This is a genomic window from Geodermatophilus nigrescens (assembly GCF_900129495.1).
Lineage (GTDB): Bacteria > Actinomycetota > Actinomycetes > Mycobacteriales > Geodermatophilaceae > Geodermatophilus > Geodermatophilus nigrescens.
The window spans coordinates 949,680-973,129 of the sequence record NZ_FQVX01000002.1 but is presented as its reverse complement, the minus strand read 5'-3'; the positions used below and the strand labels follow the sequence as shown (position 1 = coordinate 973,129).

Sequence of the window (23,450 nt, the reverse complement as noted above, 5' to 3'; positions counted from 1 at the left end):
ACCGTCCGGCCGCCTGACAGGGTGGGGCCCGTGATCCGACACGTCGTGCACTTCACCTGGTCCGACGCCGCCGACGCCGACCGCCGCGCGCGGACCGTCGCCGCCCTGCGCCGCCTGCCCGAGCAGGTGCCGGGGTCGCTGGCCTTCACCGTCGCGCCCGACGCCGGCCTGGTCGAGGGCAACGCGCAGACGATCCTCGTCGCCGACTTCCCCGACGCCGAGGCGTTCCGCCGCTACGCGACCGACCCGGTGCACCTCGAGGTCATCGCCGAGCACGTCCGCCCGTTCCTCGCCGCGCGCAGCGCCGTCCAGTACGAGGTCTGACCCGTACGGGCGGGGTGACCTGCGCGTCTGCCGGGCCGCGGTTAGCGTCCGGCCCATGCGCGCACGCCGTCCTCCCGTCCTCGCCGGAGCCGCCCTCACCGCCCTGCTGCTGGCCGGGTGCGGGGGGCAGGACGTCGCGGGCACCGCGTCACCGGCCTCGGGCGCAGGCCCCTCGTCGTCCGCGTCGCCGTCCTCCTCGGCGCCCTCGTCGTCCGGGTCGGCGGGCTCCTCCGACCCGGGCGGCGCCGACCTCGCCGCGGGCCTGCTGCCGGCCGAGGCGTTCGGCCCGGGCGCGCAGGTCGTCCCGGTCGGGCAGGAGCAGCTCGAGCAGGGCGCCGCGCTGTCGGCGGGTTCCCTGGAGGGGCTGCAGGTGACCCCGCCGGAGTGCGCCGAGGCGTTCCAGCAGAGCCAGCCGTCCTTCGACGCCTACGACGACGTCGCCGCGCAGGTCGCCACGGTGGGCACGACGACCACGGTGGAGGCGCTGGTGACCGGCGGCCCGGCCGCGGACGCGCTGTCCGGCTTCCAGGGGCCGCCCGCGGGCTGCGAGGCGATCCAGGCGACGTCGCCGCAGATCGGCACGGTCTCCGTGCAGTACGCCGCGCTCGACGTGCCCGACCTCGGCGACGGCGCCGCCGGCTTCTCCGTCACCACGACCGTCGCCGGCCCGGACGGCCAGCAGATCACCGTCCCCGCGCTGATCGGGGCGGCCCAGGACGGCGAGCGGGCCCTGGTGCTGGTGAGCACGAGCGTCGCCGGCGGGCCCCTGGACCAGGCCGGCTTCGCGGGCCTGCTCGAGGAGGCCTTCCGGGTCCAGGCCGACGCATTGGACTGACGGTCCGCGGCCGGGCCGTCCACAGGGGCCGCCCGGTCCACAGCTCGGCCGGGCCGGGCCCGCGTGCACTGCCCGCGCCCCAGGGTCGGCCGGGTGGACGAACCCCCGATCCCCGTCATCCGGCTCGGCGACACCGGTGAGGTCGCCGCGGCCCTCCCGCACCTGCTGGGCTTCCGCCCCGCCGAGTCGCTCGTGCTGGTCAGCCTCCGCGGGCCCGGCGGCAGCCGCGTCGGCCTGACCGTGCGCGCCGACCTCCCGCCGCCGTACGCCGCGGCGTCCCTGGCCCGCACCCTGGCCACCAAGGTCGTCACCGACGACCCTGCCGCGGTGCTGCTCGCCGTCGTGTCCGAGGCCCCCGACGTCGGCGCGCTGCCCGTCCCGCCCGCGGACGACGGCTCCCTCGAGGCCTGGCCCGAGCTGCCGCACCGCGACGTCGTGCACGAGGTGGTGCTGGCCCTCGACGCGCGCGACGTGCCCGTGCGCGAGGCGCTGCTGGTCCGCGGCGGCCGGTGGTGGGACTACGACTGCCCGTACCCCTGCTGCGCGCCGGGCGCCGGCACCCCGGTCCCCGACGGCGACAGCCCGCTCGCCGCCGCCGCGGTCGCCGGTGGCGCGGTGCTCGCCGCCGATCGCGCCGCCCTGGCCGCCCGGATCGTCGCCCCCGACGGCCCTGCCGCCGCGGCCATGGCCGACGCCTGCCTGAGCGCCGGGCGAGCGCACGCGCAGCGGCTGCGCGCCCGGGGCATCGCCGCGGTCGCCGCGGAGGGCGACGCCGCCGTGGCCGGGGCAGCGGCCGCCTGCCGGCCCGGACCCGACACCGCCGGCACCCGGCTGCCCGACGCGCAGGTGGCCGCCGTGCTGTGGGCGCTGACCGTCCCCGCCGTCCGCGACCGGGCGCTGGCCCTCGCGCTCGGCGACGACGCCGCGGCCGCCGAGGTGCTGTGGACCGAGTGCACCCGCCGCGCGCCCGTGCCGCTCGACGGCGCTCCGGCCACGCTGCTGGCCGTCAGCGCCTGGTTGCGCGGCGACGGCGCGATGGCCAACGTGGCGCTGGAGCGGGCGATCTCAGCCGACCCGGACGCGCACCTGCCCCAGCTCCTCGCCGAGGGACTCGACAACTGCCTCCCGCCGGCCGACCTGCGGGCGCTGATCACCCGCACGGTCGCGGCCTGCTGGTGACGTGCTGGAACGGCCGCCCTCAGGGGCCCCGGCCGAGCGGAGCGAGGTCGGGGGAGAGGGGGGTCCTTCGTCAGACCAGCTCGGGCCGGCGCCACTCCTCGCCGAGGACGTGCTCGGCCAGGAAGGCGATCACCGTCTCGTACCAGACCGTCGCGTTGCCGGGGGTGAGCACCCAGTGGTTCTCGTCGGGGAAGTACAGGAACCGCGAGGGCACGCCGCGCTTCTGCAGGTCGTACCAGAGGCGCAGCCCCTCGCCGATCGGCACGCGGTAGTCCTTGTCGCCGTGGATGACCAGCATGGGCGTCCGGATGGCGTCGGCGAAGCGGTGCGGCGAGTTCTGCTCGTAGCGCTTGGGGGTGGCCAGCGGGTCGCCCCACTCCCGCTCCCAGTAGTAGGCGGCGTCGGTGGTGCCCACGAAGCTGTCGAGGTCCCACAGGCTGGCGTGGGTGACGATCGCCCGGAACCGGTCGGTCTGGGTGGCCACCCAGTTGGCCATGTAGCCGCCGAACGAGCCGCCCATCGCCGCGGTGCGGTCGGCGTCGAGGTCCGGGCGCTCGAGCGCGGCGTCCACCGCGGCCATGAGGTCGGTGTAGGGCGCGCCGCCCCACTCGCCCCAGCCGCGGCGGACGAAGTCCTGGCCGAAGCCCTGCGACAGCGCCGGGTTCGGCAGCAGCACGGCGTAGCCGCGGGCGGCGAGCACCCACGGGCACCAGCGCCACGACCACGAGTTCCAGCTCATCAGCGGGCCGCCGTGGATCCACAGCAGCAGCGGCGCCGGGTCCTCGGCGGAGGCGCCCTCGGGGAGCACCAGCCAGGACTGGACCTCGGCCCCGTCGGCGGCGGTGGTGCGGACCTCGGTCAGGGTGCCCGGCAGCGGGCCGACGGCGCCCGGGGCGGGCAGCGGGTCGGGGTGCTGCCCGGTCGCCACGGGGTCCAGGCGCACGGGCACCGGCGGCTCGTCGTAGGCCGAGCGCAGGGCGTAGAGGGCGCTGCCGTCGCGGGCCACCTGCAGGTCGCTGTAGGCGCCGTCGGTGGTCAGCCGCACCGGGGCCCCTCCGCCGACCTCGACGCGGAACAGCGCGTGCCGGCCGTCGTCGTCGGCGAGGAAGTAGACGGCGGTGCCGTCGGCGGCGAACTGCGGTGCGCTGGGCCAGCGGTCGAAGCCCCCGGTCAGCTCGCGGGCCGAGCCGGTGGCGGCCTCGACGAGGAGCAGTGTGTAGTCCGGTGGCTCGGCGTAGGTGGTCAGCGACTCGCGCACGCAGACCACACTGGTGCCGTCGGGGGAGAAGGCACCGGAGTAGACGTCGGCGAGCGGGTCGTCGACCAGCACCCGGCTCTCCCCGGTGGCGGTGTCGACGGCCACCAGGCGGGTGCGCCGGCCGGCCGGGCCGTCGGGCACCTGCTCGTGCCGGAGCGCCAGCGTCCCGTCGGGGGACAGGGTCACCGACTCGCCGGCGCCGATCGGCGGGGCGGCGTCGGGCGTCAGGTCGCGCAGCTCGACCGGGGCGGGCGTCTCGCCGGCGGCGTCCTCCGCCGGCAGCGCGCCGGCCCAGAACAGGTGCGGCGCGGCCGGGCCGAGGTCGGCGTCCCAGTACCGCACCGGGTAGCTGTCGTGCAGGATCGCCGACACCCCGGCGTCGCGCCGGGCCTTGCGCCGGGCCTCGTCGTCCTCCGCGTCCGCGGCCCCGGGCGAGGTGGAGGACACGACGACGACGTCGCCGCTGTCGGCGGCGACGGCGAAACCGCTCACGCCGCCGGGCCGGGTCACCACCGGGCGGGCCTCCCCGCCGCCGGGGGGCAGCGCCCACAGCGCCGGCTTCGGGTCACCGGCGTCCGGGCCGGCGGCGGGGTCGGGGCGGGCGGAGACGAACAGCAGCGTGCCGTCGGGCGCGAAGGCGGGCGCGGACTCCCCGGGCGCGCTGCGGGTCAGCCGCCGCGGGGCGCGCTGCCCGGCCGGGTCGACCTCCCACAGCGCCGACTGCCACTTCTTCCGCTCGGGGTCCAGGGTCTGCACCGACACCGCGAGGCGCGTGCCGTCGGCCGACAGTGCCAGGCCGCCGACCCGCGGGATCGCCATGAAGTCGGCGAGCCGCTCGAACGGGGTCGCGGGCTGGTGCTCCGCGGTGGCGCCGGGCTCGTCGGTCGGGGGTTCGGGCTGGCTCACCGGGGCTCCTCGCGGGGGTGGTCGCGGACGCTGGCGGACGCGGTGCCCCACCGTAACGAGCAGCGCCCGGCCCCTCCGCCGGAGCGGAGGGACCGGGCGCTGGTGAGGTGCTGGAACGGCCGCGCTGCAGGGACCCGTGCCGAGCGTGCGAGGCGTGGGGGGCAGCGGGGTCCTTGCTCAGAGCTGGGCCGCGGCCTCCGCCGGGGTCAGGTCCTCGTCGAGCGCGGCGACGAACAGGTGCTGCGCGACGCCGTGCGGCAGCGGGTGGTCGTCGACGGTGACCGTGCCGTTCGCCGAGCGGGCGACCACCGTGGCGCCCGGGCGTACGCCGAGGTCGGCCAGCCGGCGCAGCATCTCGCCGTCCTCCTGCAGCTGCTCGCTGATCCGCCGGATGGTCACCCGGCGGCCGTCGGCCGTGGCCGTCGTGGACAGCAGCGTGAGGGCGTCGAGCACGGCGGAGGTCTCCCCGCCCAGCGCGTCGAGGCCGGGGATCGGGTTGCCGAAGGGCGAGACCGTCGGGTTGCCGAGCAGGCTGAGCAGCTTGCGCTCCACCGCCTCGCTCATGACGTGCTCCCAGCGGCAGGCCTCCTCGTGGACGTCGGCGTAGTCCAGGCCGATGACGTCGACGAGCAGGCACTCGGCCAGCCGGTGCTTGCGCATGACCGCGGTGGCCAGCGCCCGCCCGGTCTCCGAGAGCTGCAGGTGGCGGTCGCCCTCCACGGTGAGCAGCCCGTCGCGCTCCATGCGCGCGACCGTCTGGCTGACCGTGGGTCCGCTCTGGTGGAGGCGCTCGGCGATGCGGGCCCGCAGCGGGACGATCCCCTCCTCCTCCAGCTCGAAGATCGTGCGGAGGTACATCTCCGTGGTGTCGATGAGGTCGTTCACAGGCACTCCTCCGTGTCGGTGCCGATCCTACGGGCCCCGTGCCACCCCGCCCGGGTCCTCCGCGGTGGTGCCGCGGGCGACGCGGCGCAGGTCACGGCGGAGGCGGCCGGTCCCACACCCGGGGCCGCGGGGGAGGCGCGGGGAGCGCGGCCCCCGGGCACCGGCGGTAGCGTCCGGACCGGGGACGACCCCGGGACGACGGCGTCCCGGCGGCGGGTCCCGACGTCGACAGGAGGGCCCGTGAGCGACTCGGTGGCCGTCGTCTGGGACGACGCGCTGCTCGGCTACACCATGGGCGGCGACCACCCGCTGCACCCGGTGCGGCTGGACCTGACCATGCGCCTGGCCGACGGCCTCGGCGTGCTCTCCACCCCGCGGGTGGAGGTGGTGCGGCCGCAGCCCGCGGGGGAGGACCTGCTCACCCTGGTCCACGACGCCGACTTCCTCGAGGCGGTGCGGCGCGCGCCCACCGACCCCGACGAGCGCTACGGCCTGGGCACCACCGACAACCCCGTCTTCGAGGGCATGTACGAGGCCGCGGCGCTCATCGCCGGCGGCAGCGTGCAGGCCGCCGAGCTGGTGCACACCGGCCGGGCGCAGCACGCGGTCAACATCGCCGGCGGCCTGCACCACGCCATGCGCGACCGGGCGTCGGGCTTCTGCGTCTTCAACGACGCCGCGATCGCCATCGCCTGGCTGCTCGGCCAGGGCTACGAGCGGATCGCCTACGTCGACCTCGACGTGCACCACGGCGACGGCGTCCAGGCGGCGTTCTACGACGACCCGCGGGTGCTGACCGTGAGCATCCACCAGACCCCGCTCACCCTCTGGCCGGGTACCGGCTACCCCGAGGAGACCGGCGACCCCGACAAGGCGCTGGGCAGCGCGGTGAACATCGCGGTCCCCAACGGCACCGACGACTCCTCCTGGCTGCGCGCCTTCCACGCCGTCGTCCCGGGGGTGCTGCGCGCCTTCGCGCCGCAGATCCTGGTCACCCAGTGCGGCTGCGACGCCCACCACGAGGACCCGCTCGCCGACCTCGCGCTCACCGTCGACGGCCAGCGCGCCAGCTACCGGGCCGTGCACGACCTCGCCCACGAGCTCTGCGACGGCCGCTGGATCGCCCTCGGCGGGGGCGGCTACGGGCTGGTGCGCTGCGTGCCGCGGGCCTGGACGCACCTGCTCGCGGAGGCGGCGGGGGAGCGGCTGGACCCGGTCACGGCGATCCCGCAGTCCTGGCGCGACGACGTCGTCGCCCGCGGGCTGCGCGCCCGGCCGCCCACGCACATGACCGAGGGCGGCTACACCGGCTTCTCCGCCTGGGACCCGTTCACCGAGTCCCGCGTCGACCGCGCCATCGCCCGCAGCCGCAAGGCGTCCTACCCGCTGTTCGGCCTCGACCCGGACGACCCCCGTGACTGAGCCGCGGACGACGGGGGATGCCGCGACGGGGACCGCGGTGACGGGGACGGGGCCCGCGCCGGAGCAGGAGCGGCCCGCGCCGCTGCCCCCGGCGCACTGGGAGGCCGACATCATCGCCGCCGACGGCGGCACGGTGCACCTGCGCCCGATCTGCCCGGAGGACGCCGAGGGGCTGACCGGGCTGATGGACCGCAGCTCCGACCAGACCCGCTACTACCGGTTCTTCGGGCCGATGAAGCGGCTGTCGGAGAAGGACCTGCACCGCTTCACCCACGTCGACCACGTCGACCGGGTGGCCTTCGTCCTGCTGCTCGGCGACGCGCTCGTCGGCGTCGGCCGCTACGACCGGTACCCGGGCACCACAGAGGCCGAGGTCGCCTTCCTCATCGAGGACGCCCACCAGGGCCGCGGGCTCGGGTCGGTGCTGCTCGAGCACCTGGCCGCCGCCGCCCGCGAGCGCGGGATCACCACCTTCGTCGCCGAGGTGCTCGCGCAGAACAGCCGGATGGTGCGGGTCTTCCTCGACGCCGGCTACCAGCCCCGCCGCTCCTACGAGGACGGCGTCGTGCACCTGACCTTCCCGATCGCGCCCACCGAGACCTCGCTCGCGGTGGCCTACGAGCGCGAGCAGCGCAGCGAGTCCCGCTCGATCGCCCGGCTGCTCACGCCGCGGTCGGTCGCCGTCGTGGGCGCCAGCAACGACGAGGCCAAGATCGGCAACCTCGTCCTGCGCAACCTGCTCGACTACCGCTTCGACGGGCCGGTCTACCCGGTCAACCCGAACGCCCGGCACGTCCGCGGCGTCCCGGCCTACGCGTCCATCGAGGCCATCCCCGGCGACGTCGACCTCGCCGTCGTCGCCGTCCCCGCCGACGAGGTCGCGGGCGTGGTCGAGGCCTGCCGGCGCAAGCGGGTCCGCGGGCTGGTGGTCATCTCCGGCGGGTTCGGCGAGACCGGGCCGGAGGGGCGGGCGGCGGAGCGGGCGCTGGTGGCCGCGGCGCGCGCCTCGGGCATGCGCGTCGTCGGCCCCAACTGCCTGGGCATCGTCAACACCGACCCGGCGATCCGGCTCGACGCGAGCCTCGCCCCGCAGGTGCCCGGCCGCGGCCGGGTCGGGTTCTTCGCCCAGTCCGGCGCGCTCGGCGTGGCCCTGCTCGAGCGGGCGCGCAGCCGCAACATCGGCCTGTCCAGCTTCATCTCGGCGGGCAACCGCGCCGACGTCAGCGGCAACGACCTGCTGCAGTACTGGGCCACCGACCCCGGCACCGAGGTGGTGCTGCTGCACCTGGAGAGCTTCGGCAACCCGCGCAAGTTCGCCCGGCTCGCGCGCAGCGTCGGCCGCACCAAGCCGGTGGTCGCGGTGAAGAGCGGCCGGCACGGCGGGCTCACGCCGGGCCTGGCCGGCACCTCGGTGTCGGTGCCCGAGCAGTCGGTGGCCGCCCTGTTCGCCTCGGCCGGCGTCATCCGCGTGGAGACCGTCGCCCAGCTGTTCGAGGTCGGCATGCTGCTGGCCCACCAGCCGCTGCCGCCCGGCGACCGGGTCGCCGTCGTCGGCAACTCCACCGCCCTGGGCGTGCTCGTGGCCGACGCCGTCCTCGACCAAGGGCTGGCGCTCGCCCACGAGGCGCCGGTCGACATCGGCACCGCGGGCAGCCCCGAGGCGTTCCGCGCCGCCCTGCAGGAGGCCGTCGACGACGACGGGGTCGACGCCGTCGTCGCGGTGTTCCTCCCGCCGCTGGTGCGCACGTCGCCGGAGGCCTACGGCCGGGCGCTGCGCGAGGTCTCCCTCGGCTCGGACAAGCCGGTGCTCGGCACCTTCCTCTCCGCCGAGGGCCTGCTCCCCGAGCTCACCGTCCCCGACGCCGACGGCATGCCCGCCCGCGGCTCGGTGCCGTCCTACGCGACGCCCGAGCGGGCGGTCATCGCCCTGGCCCGCGTCGCCGAGTACGCCCGCTGGCGGCGCCGCCCGGTGGGCACGGTGCCCGACCTGCCCGAGGTCGACGTCGACCGGGCGCGCTCGGTGGTGCGCGGCGCGCTCGCCGAGTCACCGGGCGGGCGCCCGCTCACCGACGACGAGGTGCTCGCGCTGCTGGCCGCCTACGGGGTGCCGCTGCTGGGCACCCGCACCGCCACGACCGCGGACGAGGCGGCGGCCGCCGCCGACGCGATCGGCTACCCGGTGGTGCTCAAGTCGACGGCGCCGTGGTTGCGGCACCGCACCGACCTCGGCGGGGTGCGCCTCGACCTCGGCGACGCCGCCGCCGTGCGGGCCGCGTTCGACGCCATCCCCGCCGGCGACCCGGTGATCGTGCAGGAGATGGCCGCCCCCGGGGTGGCCACGGTGGTGGAGATCGTCGACGACCCGTCGTTCGGCGCCCTGGTCAGCTTCGGTCTCGGCGGCGTGGCCACGGAGCTGCTCGGCGACCGCGCCTACCGCACCTTGCCGCTCACCGACCTCGACGCCGCCGAGCTGGTCCGCGCGCCACGGGCGTGGCCGCTGCTCGACGGCTGGCGCGGCGCGGAGCCGGTCGACGTCGCCGCGCTGGAGGACCTGCTGCTGCGGGTGGCCCGGCTGGCCGACGACCTGCCCGAGGTGCTGGGCCTGACGCTGTCGCCGGTGATCGCCGGGCCGGCCAACCCCTGGCACGGCGGCCGGTCACTGGTCGTCGCCGGCGGCACCGTGCGCGTCGGCCCGCCGACCGCCCGCGTCGAGCCCGGCCCCCGCCGCATGCGCGACTGAGCTGTCGACTCCGCGGGATCACCTCCGCCAGAAGAGGTGGTGGATGACGCCGCTGGGGCTCGGCACGACGTCGCGGTGGAAGCGGTCGAGCAGCTCGTCGGGGGAGGCCCACAGCCGGGAGCCGCCGCCGAGCTCGAGCGGCGCGACGGCGACGTGCATCGTGTCGACGAGGTCGGCGTCGAGGAACTGCCGGATCACCGAGGCACCGCCGCCGAGCCGGACGTCGAGGCCGCCGGCCGCCGCGCGCGCCTTCTCCAGCACCGTGGCCGGGTCGCCGTCGACGAAGTGGAACGTCGTGTCCGACAGCGTGAACGACGGCCGCTCGTGGTGGGTCATCACGAACACCGGCGTGTGGAAGGGCGGCTCGTCGCCCCACCAGCCCTGCCACTCGAGGTCCTGCCACGGGCCGCGGTGCGGCGAGAACTTGTTGCGGCCCATGATCTCGGCGCCGATGCCGTGCGAGAAGTCGCGGGTGAAGTAGTCATCCAGGCCGCGGCTGCCGCCCGGGCCGCTGCGGTTCGGGAAGCCGGCCGTGGCGAGCGCCCAGGACATCAGCACCCCCGGGTCGGCGTGCCCGAACGGGCGCTCCAGGCTCTGCCCCTCGCCCGCGCCGTACCCGTCCCGCGAGACGGTGAAGTTCTGCACCCGCACCAGCTGGCTCACTGTTCCTCCCGGAGGTCGACGGCGGGCAGACCGCCGCCGGCCCCGGAACTCATCGGTGCGGCCGCGGGCGTTATGGCGTCGGGGGCGGCGTCAGAGGTGGCGGCCGGTGAAGGCGAGCAGCTTCGCCGTGTCGTCGGCGTCGTCGGGCACGGGCACCCGCGGGCCGTAGTGCCCGCTGCTGCGCAGGGCGGCGTCCCACGGCTCGATGCCCGCGAGGAACGCCGAGGCCTCCGCGGCGTCGACCGTCTCGTCCTGGCCGGTCGCGCGGGCGAGGTCCCAGGTGTGCACCAGCAGGTCCATGAGCCCCGTCATCGCGATGAGCTCCTCGAGCGTCATCTCCCCGGCGCGGGTGCTGGTCGGCCGCCCGACGAGGTCGGGGTCGGCGAGCAGGGCCCGGATCGCGGCGTCGGCCCCGTGCCACGCGCCGGCCGGGTCGTCGTCGGCCGAGGGGAGCGCGGGCACCGGCAGGCCGACGGCGGGCAGGTACAGGGCGGGCATCCACTCCACGAGGTGCCGGACGACGTCGCGGGCCACCCAGCCCTCGCACGGCGCCGGGTCGTCCCAGCGGCCGGGCGGGACGCCGTCGACCCTGCGGCCGAGGTCGTCCGCGAGCCTCGCCCACCGCTCCGCCGTGTCCGCCATGACCAGCCTCCTCAACCGTCCGGTTGAGGAGCAGCCTGGCCCGGGCGCCCGGCCCTGTCAACGCCGAGAGCCGGCTCCCCGCGTGGGGAGCCGGCTCTCGGTGGTGTCGCTCAGGCCAGGTAGTCGCGCAGGGCGTCGGCGCGCTGCGGGTCGCGCAGCTTGGCCATCGTCTCGCGCTCGATCTGGCGGACCCGCTCGCGGGACAGGCCGAACTGCTTGCCGATCTGCTCGAGCGTGCGGGGCTGGCCGCCGTCGAGGCCGAAGCGCAGCACGACCACGTCGCGCTCACGGTCCTCCAGCGTGGAGAGGACGGTGCGCACGTCGCCCTTCATCATCTGGAAGGCCACCGCGTCCTCGGCCACCGCGGCGTCGGCGTCCTCGATGAAGTCACCGAGGCGGGACTCCTCGTCGGCACCGACGGTCTGGTCGAGGGAGACCAGGTCGCGGCTGTACTCGAGCAGCTCGGTGACCCGCTCGGGCGTCATGTCGAGCTCGAGGCCGAGCTCCTCGGCGGTGGGCTCCCGCTCGAGCTCCTGGTGCACCCGCCGGCGGGTCCGCACGACCTTGTTGACCTGCTCGGCCAGGTGCACGGGCAGCCGGATGGTGCGGCCGGAGTCGGCCATCGCGCGGGTGATCGCCTGGCGGATCCACCACGTCGCGTAGGTCGAGAACTTGAAGCCCTTGGTGTAGTCGAACTTCTCGACGGCACGGATGAGGCCGACGTTGCCCTCCTGGATGAGGTCCAGGAACGTCATGCCGTGGCCGGTGTAGCGCTTGGCCACCGAGACGACCAGGCGCAGGTTGGCCTCGAGCAGGTGCCGCTTGGCGGCCTTGCCGTCGACGGCCAGGGCCTTGTAGTCGCGCTGCAGGGCGGGGGTGAGCTGCCGCTCGGTGAGCAGCCGGTCGGCGTAGAGGCCGGCCTCGATCCGCTTGGCGAGCTCGACCTCCTGCTCGGCGGTCAGCAGGGCGGTCTTGCCGATGGTGTTGAGGTACACGCGCACCAGGTCGGTCGACACCAGTCCACTGGTGTCCGGCTCGCGGCGCGGCGAGCGGACCTCGAGGGCGTCACTGGGGGAAGACTGGAGGAGCGTCACGGGATGTCTTCGTCCTTGCCTGTGGTTCGGATGCATCCGGCGGCCCTCGTGGCCGGCGGCGGCACCCGCGTCTGGGGGGTGGGCCCCCGCTGTCCGGGCGGGAACCCGCTGTTCGTCCGTTGTGGTCCGTTGTGTTACGCCCCGTTCAACGGTCGCCACGGGGCCTGGTGTTCCACAGGCCCCCGGTTCACAGCGAACCCACAGGCCGTGTGTTCGGTCACCATCCGTACCCGGCCGGTCGCCGGATCAGACCTCCAGCAGCAAGGTCATCGGGCCCTCGTTGACCGACGACACGAGCATCCGGGCCCCGAACACCCCGGTCGCCACGGCGTGTCCGCGCCGTCGCAGCTCCGCGACGACCTCCTCGACCAGCGGCTCCGCGACCTCGCCGGGCGCGGCGTCCTGCCACGACGGGCGGCGCCCCTTGCGCGTGTCGGCGTAGAGCGTGAACTGGCTCACCACGAGCACGGGCAGGCCGAGGTCGCCGGCCGAGCGCTCGCCGTCGCCGGTGGGGAACACCCGCAGCTCGGAGACCTTCCGCGCCAGTGCCCGCGCGCGGGCCGCGTCGTCGTCCCGGCCTGCGCCGACGAGCGCCAGCAGGCCCGCACCGATCTCCCCGACGACGGCGCCGTCGACGGTCACCGAGGCCGAGGCCACCCTGCTCACCACCGCGCGCACCGGGCCATCCTGCGCGCCTGCGCGCGGGCGGGCCGCCGCGGCTCTCCTGGACGCCTGCGACCCGGGAAGGTTAGGCTCGCCTATCTCGATCCCGGGGAGGGTCCGTGGGGCTGCGACTGCCGCTCGGTCAGGTGACCGTGCTGATGGGTGCCGAGCGCGCCCGCCGGCACGTCATGGGGGCACTCGACGAGGGCACGGGGCGCTGCGCCGGCGGGCACGGTTCCGTCGGCGTGCAGCGGCTGTCGTCGTCGCGGGACGAGGGCGTCGCCCCACGGCTGGCGTCCGTGGCGGAGGCCCGCGACGGACGCGCCGCGATCGTCCTGGTCGACCGCCTCACCGACGGGCTGTCCGCGGCCGACCGGCGCAGCGTGCTGAGCGCGCTGCGCGGCGTCGCGGGCCCCGGGCGGGCCGTCCTGGTGGACGACGCCGACCCGGTGGCCGCGCTCTCCTTCGCCGACGGCGCGCTGCGGTCCGGCGCCGACGGCGGTCTGTCGCTCGAGCCCGTGGAGGGCCCGGGCAGCGCTCTGGACTACCTGGCCTCGTAGGTCAGGCAGTCGGCGGCGTCGGCGCCGGCACCGACGCGCACGCCGGGGGCCGAGCACTCGAGCTGCTGGTTGTGCTTGCAGTCGGCGCGGTGGCACGCGCCGACGAGGCCGGTGCGGTCGAGGCCGCCCCGGAAGGAGATCTCCACGAAGGTGCCGCAGTGCGCGTGGTCGCCGCCGATGGTGATGGCACCGGCGTGGCAGCTCGACTCCGCGTTGTAGGAGCAGCTCGAGACCGAACAGTCCTGGACCTGGGGCAGTTCCTGCATCGTCGTCATGGCGTCAGGGTGACACCTCCCGCGGGTGCCCGCCAGCAAGCTGAGGCTGCCCTGACCTGCACGGACGGGTCCCGGAGGACCTCCACGGGCGGCCCCTCCTGCCGGCGTCAGTGGAGGGCGGCGTCGGCCGGTCCGGTGGCCCACCGGCGGAAGCGGACGACCAGGCCGGCCCGCGTCGGCGCGCAGCAGTAGGGGCCGGCCGCGACCGGCACGCCCTCCGGGAAGGGTGCGACGCGGAGCAGGCGGAACGGCTCGTCGTCGACCCGCGCGCGCACGGTCACCGCGTCCCCCGCACGGCTCGCGCGGACGGTCACCCGGCGCCCGGCCCACTCCGGCACCGGCGCCACCGACCAGTCGGACCGGCTCAGGGTGACGACGGCGCCGGCCTGGAGCGCGCCGTCGGAGACCTCGACGCCGGCCTTGAGCCACGTCTCCGCGCCCGCCCGCAGCACGAGCCCCGCCTGGTCGAACTGCTCGCCGAAGTCCGCGTCGAAGGAGACCTCGACGGCGCCCGGGTCGGGCAGGGGCGCGAGCAGCGCGTGCGCGTCGTCGTGCACGAAGCCGTAGGAGGTGTGCCGCCAGGCGTCGCTGCCCTCGGCCGCGGTGACGAGCAGGGCCGCCCCCTCTTCCGACACGGCGACCGGCGGGGCGGTCCACGCCCCGGCGGACCAGGGCACGGGCTCCGTCGTCTCGGCCGTCGTCATGCCGCCACGCTAGGCCGCGGGCGACGCCGCGGACCGGCGGCCCGGACCGGCGGCCCGGGCCGGCGGGCGACCGCTCCGCAGCGGGCTGCGGCAGGATCGCCGGCGTGCCGACCCTCCGCCTGACCCAGGACCCCGCCGCCGACGAGCTGCTCGGCCGCGATCCGCTCGCGCTGCTGCTCGGCATGCTCTTCGACCAGCAGTTCCCGATGGAGCGCGCCTTCGCCGGGCCGCGGCTGCTCGCCGACCGGATGGGCGTCGACGGGCTGGACGCCGCCGCGATCGCCGGCGCCGACCCCGACGCGCTGCTCGCGTGGTTCCAGGGGCCGCCGGCCGTGCACCGGTACCCGGGCTCGATGGCCCAGCGGGCGCAGGCGGTGTGCCGGCTGCTCGTCGAGCGCTACGACGGCCGCGCCGACGCGCTGTGGTCCGACGCCCCCGACGGCGCGACCCTGCTGCGCCGCATCGGCGAGCTGCCGGGCTTCGGCGCGCAGAAGGCGAAGATCCTCGTCGCGCTGCTCGGCAAGCAGTACGGCGTCACCCCGCCCGGGTGGCGCGAGGCGGCCGGCTCCTACGGCGAGGAGGGCTCCCGCCGGTCGGTCGCCGACATCACCGGGCCGGAGTCGCTGGCCGAGGTCCGGGCCGCCAAGCAGGAGGCGAAGAAGGCCGCGAAGGCCGCCGCCGGCCGCTGAGCCCACCGGGACCGGATCGTCCGCGGGGGCCCCTGCACGGGTCCCCGGACGGTGGCACGATGGGAGTCGGACCGGGAGATGCCGGATTGCTCACCACCGGATGGCGGGCAACCGGCCCCAAGCGCAGGCGACACCGTGCCGTCTCTGTCCCCGATCCACGGAGGGATGGGTGCACGTGGCCTCGAGCCAGCAGTCCGCGCGAGCCCGCAGAGCCGAGCCGGTGCTCATCACCCAGGCCGAGCCCAGCCTGGTCGATCAGCACGCCGCCCGGAAGAAGCGGTACGTGCTGACCATGGCCGTCCGTGGCATCAGCCTCGTGCTGGCCGCGGTCTTCTACCAGACCGTCTGGCTGATGATCATCTTCGCGGTGCTCGGCACGATCCTGCCGTGGATCGCCGTGGTCATGGCCAACGACCGGCCGCCGAAGAAGAAGCTCGACGCGCACCGCTACGTGCCGCCGCGGCCCGACCGCATCCTCGAGGCCCCGCCGCGGGAGCGCCGGGTCATCGAGGGTGGCCGCGTCATCGACGGCTGAGCCTCAGCGGGCGCCCGTCCGCGCGACCACCCCGGCCGCGCGGGCCAGGCCCGCGTCCAGCGCGGCGGCGGGGTCGCCGCCGGGCGCCGCCAGCCACACGGCGAGCAGCCCCGCGGTGAACGCGTCGCCCGCGCCGGTGGTGTCGACGACGTCGGCCGGGTGCGCCGGGCGGTGCACGAGCACGTCGCCGGCCGCCCACAGCGCCCCGTCGGCACCCAGCGTGACCGCGACCGCCGGGTGCGCGGTCGCCAGCGCCCGGGCGGCGTCGGTTGGGTCGGCGCAACCGGTGAGCAGCCGCGCCTCGTCGGCGTTGGGCAGCAGCAGGTCCGCGCCCGCGGTGTCCTCGAGCCACCGGTCGACGCCGTAGGCGGTCAGCGGGCCGGTCGACGCGGGGTCCACCGACACCGTGCACCCGGCCGCCCGCGCGGCGGCCAGCGCCGCGAGCCCCGCCGCCCGCGGCCGCTCGTCGAGCAGCGTGTAGCCCGACAGGTGCAGGTGCCCCCCGGGGCCGGGCACAGGGACGTCGCCGGGCCGCAGGTCGAGGTTGGCGCCGCGGTCGGCCAGCATGCTGCGTTGCCCGCCCGGCTCGACCAGGCTGACGATCGTGCCGGTGGCCGCGCCGGGCACCGTGCGCAGCGCGAGGCCGACGCCGGCGGCGGTCAACTCCGCCACCAGCGCGAGGCCGGCCGGGTCGTCGCCGACGCACCCGGCCAGCACCACCGGCGTCCCCAGCGCGGCCAGGTGGACCGCCACGTTGGCCCCGGCCCCGCCGCCGCGGCTGCGGATGGCCGCCGGCCGGTCGGAGCCGGGCGCGGGCTCCCCGGACAGCACCGCGACGACGTCGGTGGCGACGTCGCCGACGACGACCACCGGCCGCCCGGTGCTCAGCGGGCCGCCCCGGCCAGCGCGGCGGCGATCCGCCCGGCGAGCTCGGCGTTGCGCAGCACCAGGCGCACGTTGACCTCCAGCGTCGCGCCCCCGCTCTCCCGGTGCAGGTGGTCGAGGACGAACGGCGTCACCGCCTTGCCGCGCACCCCGGCGGCCTCCGCGGCGGCCAGCGCGCCGGCGATGACGCGGTCGTGCAGCTCCGGGTCGAGTTGCTGGTCGGCCGGCAGCGGGTTGGCGACGACGACCGCGCCGGGGGTCAGCTCGCGGCGCGTGGCCAGCACGGCCGCGGCCTGCTCGGGGGTGTCGACCGACCAGTCGACGGCCGACCCCGAGTCGGCCACGTAGAAGCCGGGGAACGTCGTCGTCCCGTAGCCGACCACCGTGATCGACAGGCTCTCCATCCGCTCCAGGGTGGCCGGCACGTCGAGGATCGACTTCACGCCGGCGCAGACGACGGCCAGCGAGGTGCGCGACAGCGCGGTCAGGTCGGCGGACTCGTCGAAGGTCTCGGCCGACTGGCGGTGCACGCCGCCCAGCCCGCCGGTGGCGAACACGCCGATGCCGGCCGCGGCGGCCAGCAGCGCGGTGCTCGAGACGGTGGTGGCGCCCGAGAGGCCCAGGGCGGCGGCGACGGGCAGGTCGCGCACACCCAGCTTGGCGAGGTCGGGGTCCGCGCAGACCCGGTCGACCTGCTCGGCGGTCAGGCCGACGTGCGGCACGCCGTCGAGGACGGCGATCGTCGCGGGCACGGCCCCGCCGGCGCGGACGGCGGCCTCCACCTCGTCAGCGGCGGCACGGTTGTCGGGGCGCGGCAGGCCGTGGGCGAGCAGCGTGCTCTCCAGGGCGACGACGGGCGCGCCGGAGTCGAGCGCCTCGGCGACCTCGGGGGAGAGGGCGAGGGGGGCGGGGGCGGCGGCATGACGGGGTTCGGCGCTCACCCTGCCATCATGGAGGGCGACCGACCGTCGCCCGGCCGCGCCTCCCGGCGGGCCGGCCGCGGCCCCCGTCACCAGCCTGGGAGCAGCCCGTGAGCCAGTCCGACCTCCTCGAGAAGCCCGACGTCCGCGAGGGCGACACCGGCAACGCCAACGAGGTCTTCCACTACGTCCGCAAGAACAAGATCGCCGAGAGCGCGGTCATGGGGACGATGGTCGAGGCGCTGTGCGGCGAGGTCTTCCCGGTCACCAAGTCCCCGAAGCCCGGCAGCCCGGTGTGCCCGGCCTGCAAGGAGGTCTACGAGCAGCTCCGCAAGTAGAAGGACCCCCTCGCCCCCCACCGCTCGCACGCTCGCGGCGGGCCCCTGCGAGGGGGCCGTTCCAGCACGTCACCTGAGCCCGAGCCGCTTGGCCTCGGCCTCCAGCTCGGCCGCCCGCCGGCGCTGCGCCCGGCGGGTGTGCCGGCGCTGCTGGGCCGGCCAGCGCTCCTGGATGGTCGCGTTGAGCTCGGCCCCGAGCAGCACGGCCATCCCGAAGAAGAACAGGAACAGCAGTGCCGCGATCGGGGTCGCGAGCGCGCCGTAGGGCAGCGCCGCGACCAGGATGTCGGAGACGTAGAGCCGCAGCACCGTCGCGGCCACCACGAAGAACCCCACGGCCAGCAGCGAGCCCGGCAGGTGCCGGTGCCAGGGGAGCCGCCGCGGCAACACCACGTGGTAGAAGCTCGTGAGCGCCAGGATCAGGCCGACGACGACCACCGGCCAGTAGACGGCGTCGACCAGCACCGTGGCGGTGGCCCGCCAGTCCTGCGGCAGCAGGGCCACGAGCAGGCCGCGGCCGAGCACGAGCAGCGGCAGCATGAGCACCGCCAGCACCAGGCCGACGACGAACAGCCACAGCGCCATGAGCCGGGTGGCGATCGGCCCGCGGACGTCGCGCTGGCTGTAGGCGATGACGATCGTGTTCATGAACGTCGCCGTCGCCGACGACCCGGCCCACAGGGTGATGAGGAAGCCCAGGCTGACGACGTCGAGCCGCCCGGACGTCAGGATGTCGTTGAGGGTGGGCCGCACGAGCTGGTCGACGACGTCGGCGGTGACCACCTCGCTGGACGCGTTGACCAGCGTGTCCTCGATCGTCTGCACGGAGTCCGCGCCGATGAAGCCGCCGAGGTAGCCCAGCGAGCCCAGCAGCGCGATGAGCAGCGGCGGCACCGACAGGATCTGCCAGAAGGCCGCCTCGCCGGAGAGGCCGAGGATGCGGTCCTTCCACGCCTTGGCCACCGTGCGGCCGAGCACCTGCAGCGGCACGCGGACGACGGCCGGCCAGTGGTCGAGCCGGCCCGGCGCGGGCAGGTCGGCGCGGCTGGCGCCGGGTGCTCCCTGACCGTCCACAGGGACCGCGGCGACGGCCGGGACGACGGGAGGGCCCTCGCCGGCCGCCCCGCCGGTGCGGGACGGCCCGCCGGCCCGCACGGTGCTCACCCGGCCAGTGTGCACGTCCGCGGTGCCGCCCCGCCGTCGCCGGGCGCCGGAGCGGGCGCGGAGTCGCCCGGTCGGGCGGGTGCTCAGGACGTCGGCTGGGCCGGCGGGGTGCCCGCGTCGGGCGCCGGGGCGGGCTCGGCGGGCGGCGGCGGGGCGACGCAGCGGATGACCGCCTCCGCCTGGTACGTGGTGTCGAACCGCTCGCGGCGGATCTCCGCCCCGGTCTGCAGGTCGCGGAAGACCCGGGTGACCGACACGTCGAAGCCCTGGACGCCGGACTGCGGGATGCAGTCGCCGTCGTCGACCTTCTCCTGCACCGCGGGCTGGCGGAAGTTCGACCGGGCGCTCTCGATCGCCTCGATCTCGTAGCGCTTGGTCCCGTAGAAGGTCACCGTGATCGACCCGCCCGAGGAGCCGGGCGTCCACTGGGTGTCGACGAAGATCCCGGTGTCGGTGTCGTTGCGCCACTGCAGGTCGATCTGGCCCTCGTACACGGTGGCCTCGCGGCCGGCCGGGTAGCGGCTGATGTAGAAGCTGTGCGGCTTGTGGTAGACGTCCTCGAGGCCGCCGAAGAAGACCGCGTTGAACATCGTCGTGGCGAACTGGCTGATGCCGCCGCCGACGGCGGTCGACAGCTCGCCGCCGCTGATGACGTTGGCCGGCACGTAGCCCTGGGCGGTGCCGCGCGGCCCGGTGTAGTCGTTGAGGCTGAAGGTCTCGCCCGGCAGCACGAGCGCGCCGTCGACCTCCGCGGCCACCACGCGGATGTTCGTGCCGCTGGCGTTGTTCGTCGTCGTGGTGGTGAAGGAGCTGACCTCCTCGCGGATGCCGAGCGCCTCGGCCTCCTGGGTGGTCAGGTCGGCCGGCACCGGTCCCAGCTGGACGGTGACGGACCGGGGGGCGGGCTGCGGCAGCACCTCGAGCAGCTGCCCGGCCAGCGCGGCCGGGTCGACGCCGGTGCCGTCGACCGACGGGACGACGCGCACCGCGTCGCCGTCGACCTCGAAGCGGGCGTCCTCGGCCGGCGTGCCGAAGGCGGCGAAGTCCTCGCCCATCGCCGTCTGCAGGGCGGCGGGGTCGACGGCGACGGCGAGCTCGCCGCTCTCCTGCGGGGTGAACGTCAGCGAGGCCGCGATCGCCTCGACCGGGATCTCCACCGACGTCGCGCCGTCCTGGCTGCTGACCGTGACAGGGGCGGCGAGGGCAGGGGTGACGGTGTCGTCGAGGACGCGCTGCGCCTCCTCGGCGGCCACCTGCACCGGCTCGACGTCGACCGGCAGCTCGATCGGGGTCTCCGGGTCGCCCCCGGCGGCCAGCGCCGCGGTGATCGCCTCGGCGCTGCCCTCGCGGTCCAGCGTGCGGCCGTCGGCCGGCTCGACCAGCGTCGGGGTGGTGCCCTCGAGGGTGATCGTGGCGTCGACCGGCGCCCGGTCGACCTGGGTGGCGATCGTCTCGACCTGCGCGGCGAGGGCGCCCTCGTCGCCGTCGATGACGGGCTCGACGGTGCGGTCGGAGAACAGGGTGACGAGCCGGGTCCACGGGGCCAGCGGCTGGTCGTCGGCGGCGTCGACGGTCGCGTCGACGTCGAGCGCGATGCCGGCCACGGCGGGGGAGAGGGTGGCCTCGACGTCGTCGGCGACGACGACGTGGTCGGCGGCGACCCGTGGTGCCAGCTGCTCCTCCAGCGTGCTCGCCGCGGCGGCGGGGGAGAGCCCGCCGATGTCCACGCCGGCGACGACGGTGTTGCGGGGGACGTCGCTGCCCGCGACGAGCAGGTCGACGCCGTAGGCGGCGCCGAGGACGGCGAGCAGGCCGACGGGGGCGAGCACGGCCGGGCGCCGCCACAGCGGGCGGCGGGGCGCGGGGGCCGCGGCGACCGGACCGGCGGGACCACCCGGGCCGGCGGGCCCACCCGGACCACCCGGGCCGGCGGGACCGACGGGCCCGGACCCGGCGGACGGGACGGCGGCCGGCACCGGGTCGCCGAGCGTGACGGTGTCGGAGGCGTCCGGGGCGGGCACGGCGGCAGGCACGGCAGCGGGCCCGGCAGCGGGCCCGGCCGTCGGTGCGGCCGCCGGGGTGGCGGGCGCGGCCTCCGTGGCCGGGCCGCCGGTCAGCGCGACGGTGTCGTGCACGGGGTCGGGTGCGGACCCGGCGCCGGCGTCGGTGCGGGCGGCCGTGTCGGTGCTCACGCCCCCGTCATCGGCAGCCGCGGTGCCCGGGGTGCCGGCGGCGGATGCCCCGTCCGCAGCGGGAGCCCCGCTGTCCCCAGGGCGCGCAGCGTCCCCAGCGCCCGCAGGGCCCTCGGTGTCCCCAGCGTCCCCAGCGTCTCCAGCGTCCGCGGTGCCCGCCGTGTCCCCGGTGCCCGCCGTGTCCCCGGTGGCCGCGGACGGGACGGGCGCCGGCGGCGACGCGTCGGGGCCGACCGGCCCGCGGTCGCGCGGGACCGGGCGGGTCTCGTCGGACAGGCCGCCCGGGTCGCCGTCGCGGGCCGCCGGGTCCGCGGACGGGGGAGAGGAGGGGGCGGGGTGCTGCTGCATCGGGGGTTCCTCGGGTCGCCGTCGACCGGGGGTCCCCGGGAACGACGGAGCCGCCGGGCCCCCGGCCGCATCGAGCGGCTCGGGGACACCGGCGGCGGCGTCGGGTGAGGGCATCATCGCGGTCAGCGACGATAGCGCCTCGGTCAGGGCATGGAGTGCTACTCGCCGTCCGTCTCGATGATGTCGACGGCGATGTCACGGAGCTTGGTGTCGTACTCCCGGGCGTGGTGCCCGCAGAACACGAGGTCGCTGCCGCTGGCGAGCACGACACGCACCTTGGCCAGTGCGCCGCACCGGTCGCAGTGGAAGGGCACGACCAGGTCGTCGGCGGCGGGGGTCGTCGTCAGCGTCTGGGTCATCTGGGTCATCACTCGCTCTCTACCGCACGGACCCGCGGCTGCGGATCGGCCTCCTGCACAGCGCCAGGATGGACCCCTGTGTTCCCGTTCCTCCCGTCACCGCGGTCGACTCGCCGGAGGTGGTGAGCCGGTGGCCGCTGGGGCGGGTGGGTTCAGCAGGGACCGTCGCTGGTGCGTTGCCGGTTCGTATGGGGGTGGTGCTGGTGGTTCCTGTGCGCCGGGTGGGTTGCCGGCCGTGGGTCCGCTGCTGTCTCGACGACCCCCACGCTACGCGGTCTACCCGGCCGCTGCCGCGGTACACCGCCCCGTCGCCCCGGCCGGGTGAGATCGTGACCATCCCGCAACGCGCCGGACACGCGACGACGGCCGGCACCCCGTGCGGGGCGCCGGCCGTCAGGTGACGCGCTGGAACGGCCTCCTCGCAGGGGCCCGACCCGAGCGGAGCGAGGGCCGGGGGGCGAGGAGGTCCTTCGTCAGTCGAGGTAGTCGCGCAGCACCTGGGAGCGGCTCGGGTGGCGCAGCTTCGACATCGTCTTCGACTCGATCTGCCGGATCCGCTCGCGGGTCACCCCGTAGACCTGGCCGATCTCGTCGAGGGTGCGGGGCTGGCCGTCGGTGAGGCCGAACCGCAGCCGGACGACGCCGGCCTCCCGCTCCGACAGCGTCTGCAGGACGCTGGTGAGCTGGTCCTGCATGAGCGTGAAGCTCACCGCGTCGACGGCGACGACGGCCTCGGAGTCCTCGATGAAGTCACCGAGCTGGCTGTCGCCCTCGTCGCCGATGGTCTGGTCGAGGCTGATGGGCTCCCGGGCGTACTGCTGGATCTCCAGCACCTTGTCCGGGGTGATGTCCATCTCCTTGGCCAGCTCCTCCGGGGTGGGCTCGCGGCCCAGGTCCTGGAGCAGCTCGCGCTGGATGCGGCCGAGCTTGTTGATGACCTCGACCATGTGCACCGGGATGCGGATGGTGCGGGCCTGGTCGGCCATGGCGCGGGTGATCGCCTGCCGGATCCACCAGGTGGCGTAGGTCGAGAACTTGTAGCCCTTGGTGTAGTCGAACTTCTCGACGGCGCGGATCAGGCCGAGGTTGCCCTCCTGGATGAGGTCCAGGAACGCCATGCCGCGGCCGGTGTAGCGCTTGGCGAGGGAGACCACGAGGCGGAGGTTGGCCTCCAGCAGGTGGTTCTTGGCGCGCTCGCCGTCGCGGATGATCCAGTTGAGGTCGCGCCGCATCTGCGGGGAGAGCTTCTGGCCCTCCTCCTCGACCTGGCGCATCCGCTCGGAGGCGTAGAGCCCGGCCTCGATGCGCTTGGCGAGGTCGACCTCCTCCTCGGCGTTGAGGAGGGCGACCTTGCCGATCTGCTTGAGGTAGGCGCGGACCGAGTCGGCCGAGGCGGTGAGCTCGGCGTCCTTGCGGGCCTGCCGCAGCGCCTCGGACTCCTCCTCGTCGTCCCACTCGAAGTCGGTGCCGCCCTCGGTGGCCCCTTCCGCGGCGGCGGGCGCCTCGGCGACCGCGACCCCGTCGGGACCGGCGACGACGGCCTCGTCGAGGGTCAGGCCCTCGGCACCGGCGTCGACCACGGCGACGGCGGAGTCGTCGGAGGCCACGGCGGTCAGGACGGTGCCCTCACCGGCGCCCGGCGAGGGGCTGATGGCCGGCTTGCCCTTGGCGGCGGTGGTCTTCGCCGGGGCCTTCTTGCGGGGCGCGGCCTTCGCCGGCGCGTTCCCGGCGACGCCCACCGGCGCGCTGGTCCGGGAGGGTCGGGTGCTCGCGGCGACCGTCTTCGAGCGGGTGCTGCTCGTGACGGCGGCGTCCGGTGCAGGCTTGTCGGCGGGCACTCAGGTTCCTTCCCGTGCTGGGTGCGTCCCCG

At 76.0% G+C, this 23,450-nt stretch carries 23 protein-coding genes; 9 read left to right on the top strand and 14 right to left on the bottom strand.

The window, feature by feature from the left end; genetic code table 11:
* Positions 1-30 precede the first annotated feature (30 nt).
* The 3 genes from BUE37_RS12170 to BUE37_RS12160 all read left to right on the top strand — a co-directional run bounded on the left by BUE37_RS12170 (position 31) and on the right by BUE37_RS12160 (position 2,338).
* The gene (locus tag BUE37_RS12170; RefSeq protein WP_073420383.1) at positions 31-324 is read left to right on the top strand and encodes a Dabb family protein; all 294 of its coding nucleotides are present in this window, start codon (positions 31-33) and stop codon (positions 322-324) included.
* 55 nt (positions 325-379) lie between these two features.
* A complete protein-coding gene (locus tag BUE37_RS12165; protein WP_073420382.1) occupies positions 380-1,159 on the top strand; it encodes a hypothetical protein in 780 nt (259 codons plus the stop codon).
* 93 nt (positions 1,160-1,252) lie between these two features.
* Complete coding sequence (locus tag BUE37_RS12160) at positions 1,253-2,338, top strand: DUF4192 domain-containing protein (protein ID WP_073420381.1); 1,086 nt, start codon at positions 1,253-1,255, stop codon at positions 2,336-2,338.
* 70 nt (positions 2,339-2,408) lie between these two features.
* Here the strand turns inward: BUE37_RS12160 and BUE37_RS12155 are convergent, their stop codons facing one another.
* Together BUE37_RS12155 and BUE37_RS12150 are read right to left on the bottom strand one after the other, a co-directional pair.
* The gene (locus BUE37_RS12155) at positions 2,409-4,502 is read right to left on the bottom strand and encodes an alpha/beta hydrolase family protein (RefSeq protein ID WP_245794555.1); all 2,094 of its coding nucleotides are present in this window, start codon (positions 4,500-4,502) and stop codon (positions 2,409-2,411) included.
* A 177-nt stretch (positions 4,503-4,679) separates the two neighbouring features.
* A complete protein-coding gene (locus BUE37_RS12150) occupies positions 4,680-5,387 on the bottom strand; it encodes an iron-dependent transcriptional repressor DtxR (protein WP_073420380.1) in 708 nt (235 codons plus the stop codon).
* Positions 5,388-5,627: 240 nt separating this feature from the next.
* Here BUE37_RS12150 and BUE37_RS12145 point away from each other — a divergent pair, with 240 nt between their 5' ends.
* The gene (locus BUE37_RS12145) at positions 5,628-6,809 is read left to right on the top strand and encodes an acetoin utilization protein AcuC (protein WP_073420379.1); all 1,182 of its coding nucleotides are present in this window, start codon (positions 5,628-5,630) and stop codon (positions 6,807-6,809) included.
* Positions 6,810-6,846: 37 nt separating this feature from the next.
* Positions 6,847-9,549 (top strand): bifunctional acetate--CoA ligase family protein/GNAT family N-acetyltransferase, encoded by a 2,703-nt coding sequence (locus tag BUE37_RS12140; protein ID WP_083628580.1) that lies wholly within the window; start codon positions 6,847-6,849, stop codon positions 9,547-9,549.
* Positions 9,550-9,567: 18 nt separating this feature from the next.
* Here the strand turns inward: BUE37_RS12140 and BUE37_RS12135 are convergent, their stop codons facing one another.
* The 4 genes from BUE37_RS12135 to dtd all read right to left on the bottom strand — a co-directional run bounded on the left by BUE37_RS12135 (position 9,568) and on the right by dtd (position 12,626).
* On the bottom strand, positions 9,568-10,212 hold the full coding sequence (locus BUE37_RS12135) for a dihydrofolate reductase family protein (protein WP_073420378.1): 645 nt from the start codon (positions 10,210-10,212) through the stop codon (positions 9,568-9,570).
* 90 nt (positions 10,213-10,302) lie between these two features.
* On the bottom strand, positions 10,303-10,854 hold the full coding sequence (locus tag BUE37_RS12130; protein WP_083628579.1) for a TIGR03086 family metal-binding protein: 552 nt from the start codon (positions 10,852-10,854) through the stop codon (positions 10,303-10,305).
* Between the two features lie 110 nt (positions 10,855-10,964).
* Positions 10,965-11,948, bottom strand: coding sequence for an RNA polymerase sigma factor SigB (gene sigB, locus BUE37_RS12125; RefSeq protein ID WP_073420377.1), 984 nt, complete (start codon positions 11,946-11,948; stop codon positions 10,965-10,967).
* Between the two features lie 246 nt (positions 11,949-12,194).
* Complete coding sequence (dtd, locus tag BUE37_RS12120) at positions 12,195-12,626, bottom strand: D-aminoacyl-tRNA deacylase (protein WP_073420376.1); 432 nt, start codon at positions 12,624-12,626, stop codon at positions 12,195-12,197.
* Positions 12,627-12,730: 104 nt separating this feature from the next.
* On the opposite strand from dtd, the gene BUE37_RS12115 reads away from it, so the two are divergent.
* Positions 12,731-13,171 carry a hypothetical protein gene (locus BUE37_RS12115; RefSeq protein WP_073420375.1) on the top strand — a complete coding sequence of 147 codons (441 nt, stop codon included), beginning with the start codon at positions 12,731-12,733 and terminating at the stop codon, positions 13,169-13,171.
* Here BUE37_RS12115 and BUE37_RS12110 read toward each other — a convergent pair.
* Positions 13,156-13,446: a DUF1540 domain-containing protein gene (locus BUE37_RS12110; RefSeq protein WP_073420374.1), complete on the bottom strand. Its 291-nt coding sequence runs from the start codon at positions 13,444-13,446 to the stop codon at positions 13,156-13,158. The two genes, BUE37_RS12115 and BUE37_RS12110, sit on opposite strands and share 16 nt — an antisense overlap.
* 107 nt (positions 13,447-13,553) lie before the next feature.
* Complete coding sequence (locus BUE37_RS12105) at positions 13,554-14,150, bottom strand: DUF1349 domain-containing protein (RefSeq protein ID WP_073420373.1); 597 nt, start codon at positions 14,148-14,150, stop codon at positions 13,554-13,556.
* Positions 14,151-14,254: 104 nt separating this feature from the next.
* Between BUE37_RS12105 and BUE37_RS12100 the strand changes: the two genes are divergently transcribed.
* Together BUE37_RS12100 and BUE37_RS12095 are read left to right on the top strand one after the other, a co-directional pair.
* The gene (locus BUE37_RS12100) at positions 14,255-14,839 is read left to right on the top strand and encodes an HhH-GPD-type base excision DNA repair protein (protein ID WP_073420372.1); all 585 of its coding nucleotides are present in this window, start codon (positions 14,255-14,257) and stop codon (positions 14,837-14,839) included.
* 175 nt (positions 14,840-15,014) lie between these two features.
* Positions 15,015-15,374, top strand: coding sequence for a DUF3099 domain-containing protein (locus BUE37_RS12095; protein WP_073420793.1), 360 nt, complete (start codon positions 15,015-15,017; stop codon positions 15,372-15,374).
* Between the two features lie 3 nt (positions 15,375-15,377).
* Here the strand turns inward: BUE37_RS12095 and BUE37_RS12090 are convergent, their stop codons facing one another.
* Positions 15,378-16,244 (bottom strand): carbohydrate kinase family protein, encoded by an 867-nt coding sequence (locus BUE37_RS12090; protein ID WP_245794553.1) that lies wholly within the window; start codon positions 16,242-16,244, stop codon positions 15,378-15,380.
* A 14-nt stretch (positions 16,245-16,258) separates the two neighbouring features.
* Complete coding sequence (locus BUE37_RS12085; RefSeq protein ID WP_073420370.1) at positions 16,259-17,200, bottom strand: pseudouridine-5'-phosphate glycosidase; 942 nt, start codon at positions 17,198-17,200, stop codon at positions 16,259-16,261.
* An 89-nt stretch (positions 17,201-17,289) separates the two neighbouring features.
* On the opposite strand from BUE37_RS12085, the gene BUE37_RS12080 reads away from it, so the two are divergent.
* A complete protein-coding gene (locus BUE37_RS12080) occupies positions 17,290-17,517 on the top strand; it encodes a DUF3039 domain-containing protein (RefSeq protein WP_073420369.1) in 228 nt (75 codons plus the stop codon).
* 69 nt (positions 17,518-17,586) lie between these two features.
* Here BUE37_RS12080 and BUE37_RS12075 read toward each other — a convergent pair whose 3' ends face one another.
* The 4 genes from BUE37_RS12075 to BUE37_RS12060 form a co-directional block, all read right to left on the bottom strand.
* Positions 17,587-18,681 carry a YihY/virulence factor BrkB family protein gene (locus BUE37_RS12075; RefSeq protein ID WP_245794551.1) on the bottom strand — a complete coding sequence of 365 codons (1,095 nt, stop codon included), beginning with the start codon at positions 18,679-18,681 and terminating at the stop codon, positions 17,587-17,589.
* A gap of 83 nt (positions 18,682-18,764) precedes the next feature.
* Positions 18,765-20,873 carry a VanW family protein gene (locus BUE37_RS12070; RefSeq protein ID WP_073420367.1) on the bottom strand — a complete coding sequence of 703 codons (2,109 nt, stop codon included), beginning with the start codon at positions 20,871-20,873 and terminating at the stop codon, positions 18,765-18,767.
* Positions 20,874-21,379: 506 nt separating this feature from the next.
* Positions 21,380-21,589 (bottom strand): DUF7455 domain-containing protein, encoded by a 210-nt coding sequence (locus BUE37_RS12065; RefSeq protein ID WP_175562853.1) that lies wholly within the window; start codon positions 21,587-21,589, stop codon positions 21,380-21,382.
* A 464-nt stretch (positions 21,590-22,053) separates the two neighbouring features.
* A complete protein-coding gene (locus BUE37_RS12060) occupies positions 22,054-23,418 on the bottom strand; it encodes an RNA polymerase sigma factor (RefSeq protein WP_073420365.1) in 1,365 nt (454 codons plus the stop codon).
* Positions 23,419-23,450: the final 32 nt, after the last annotated feature.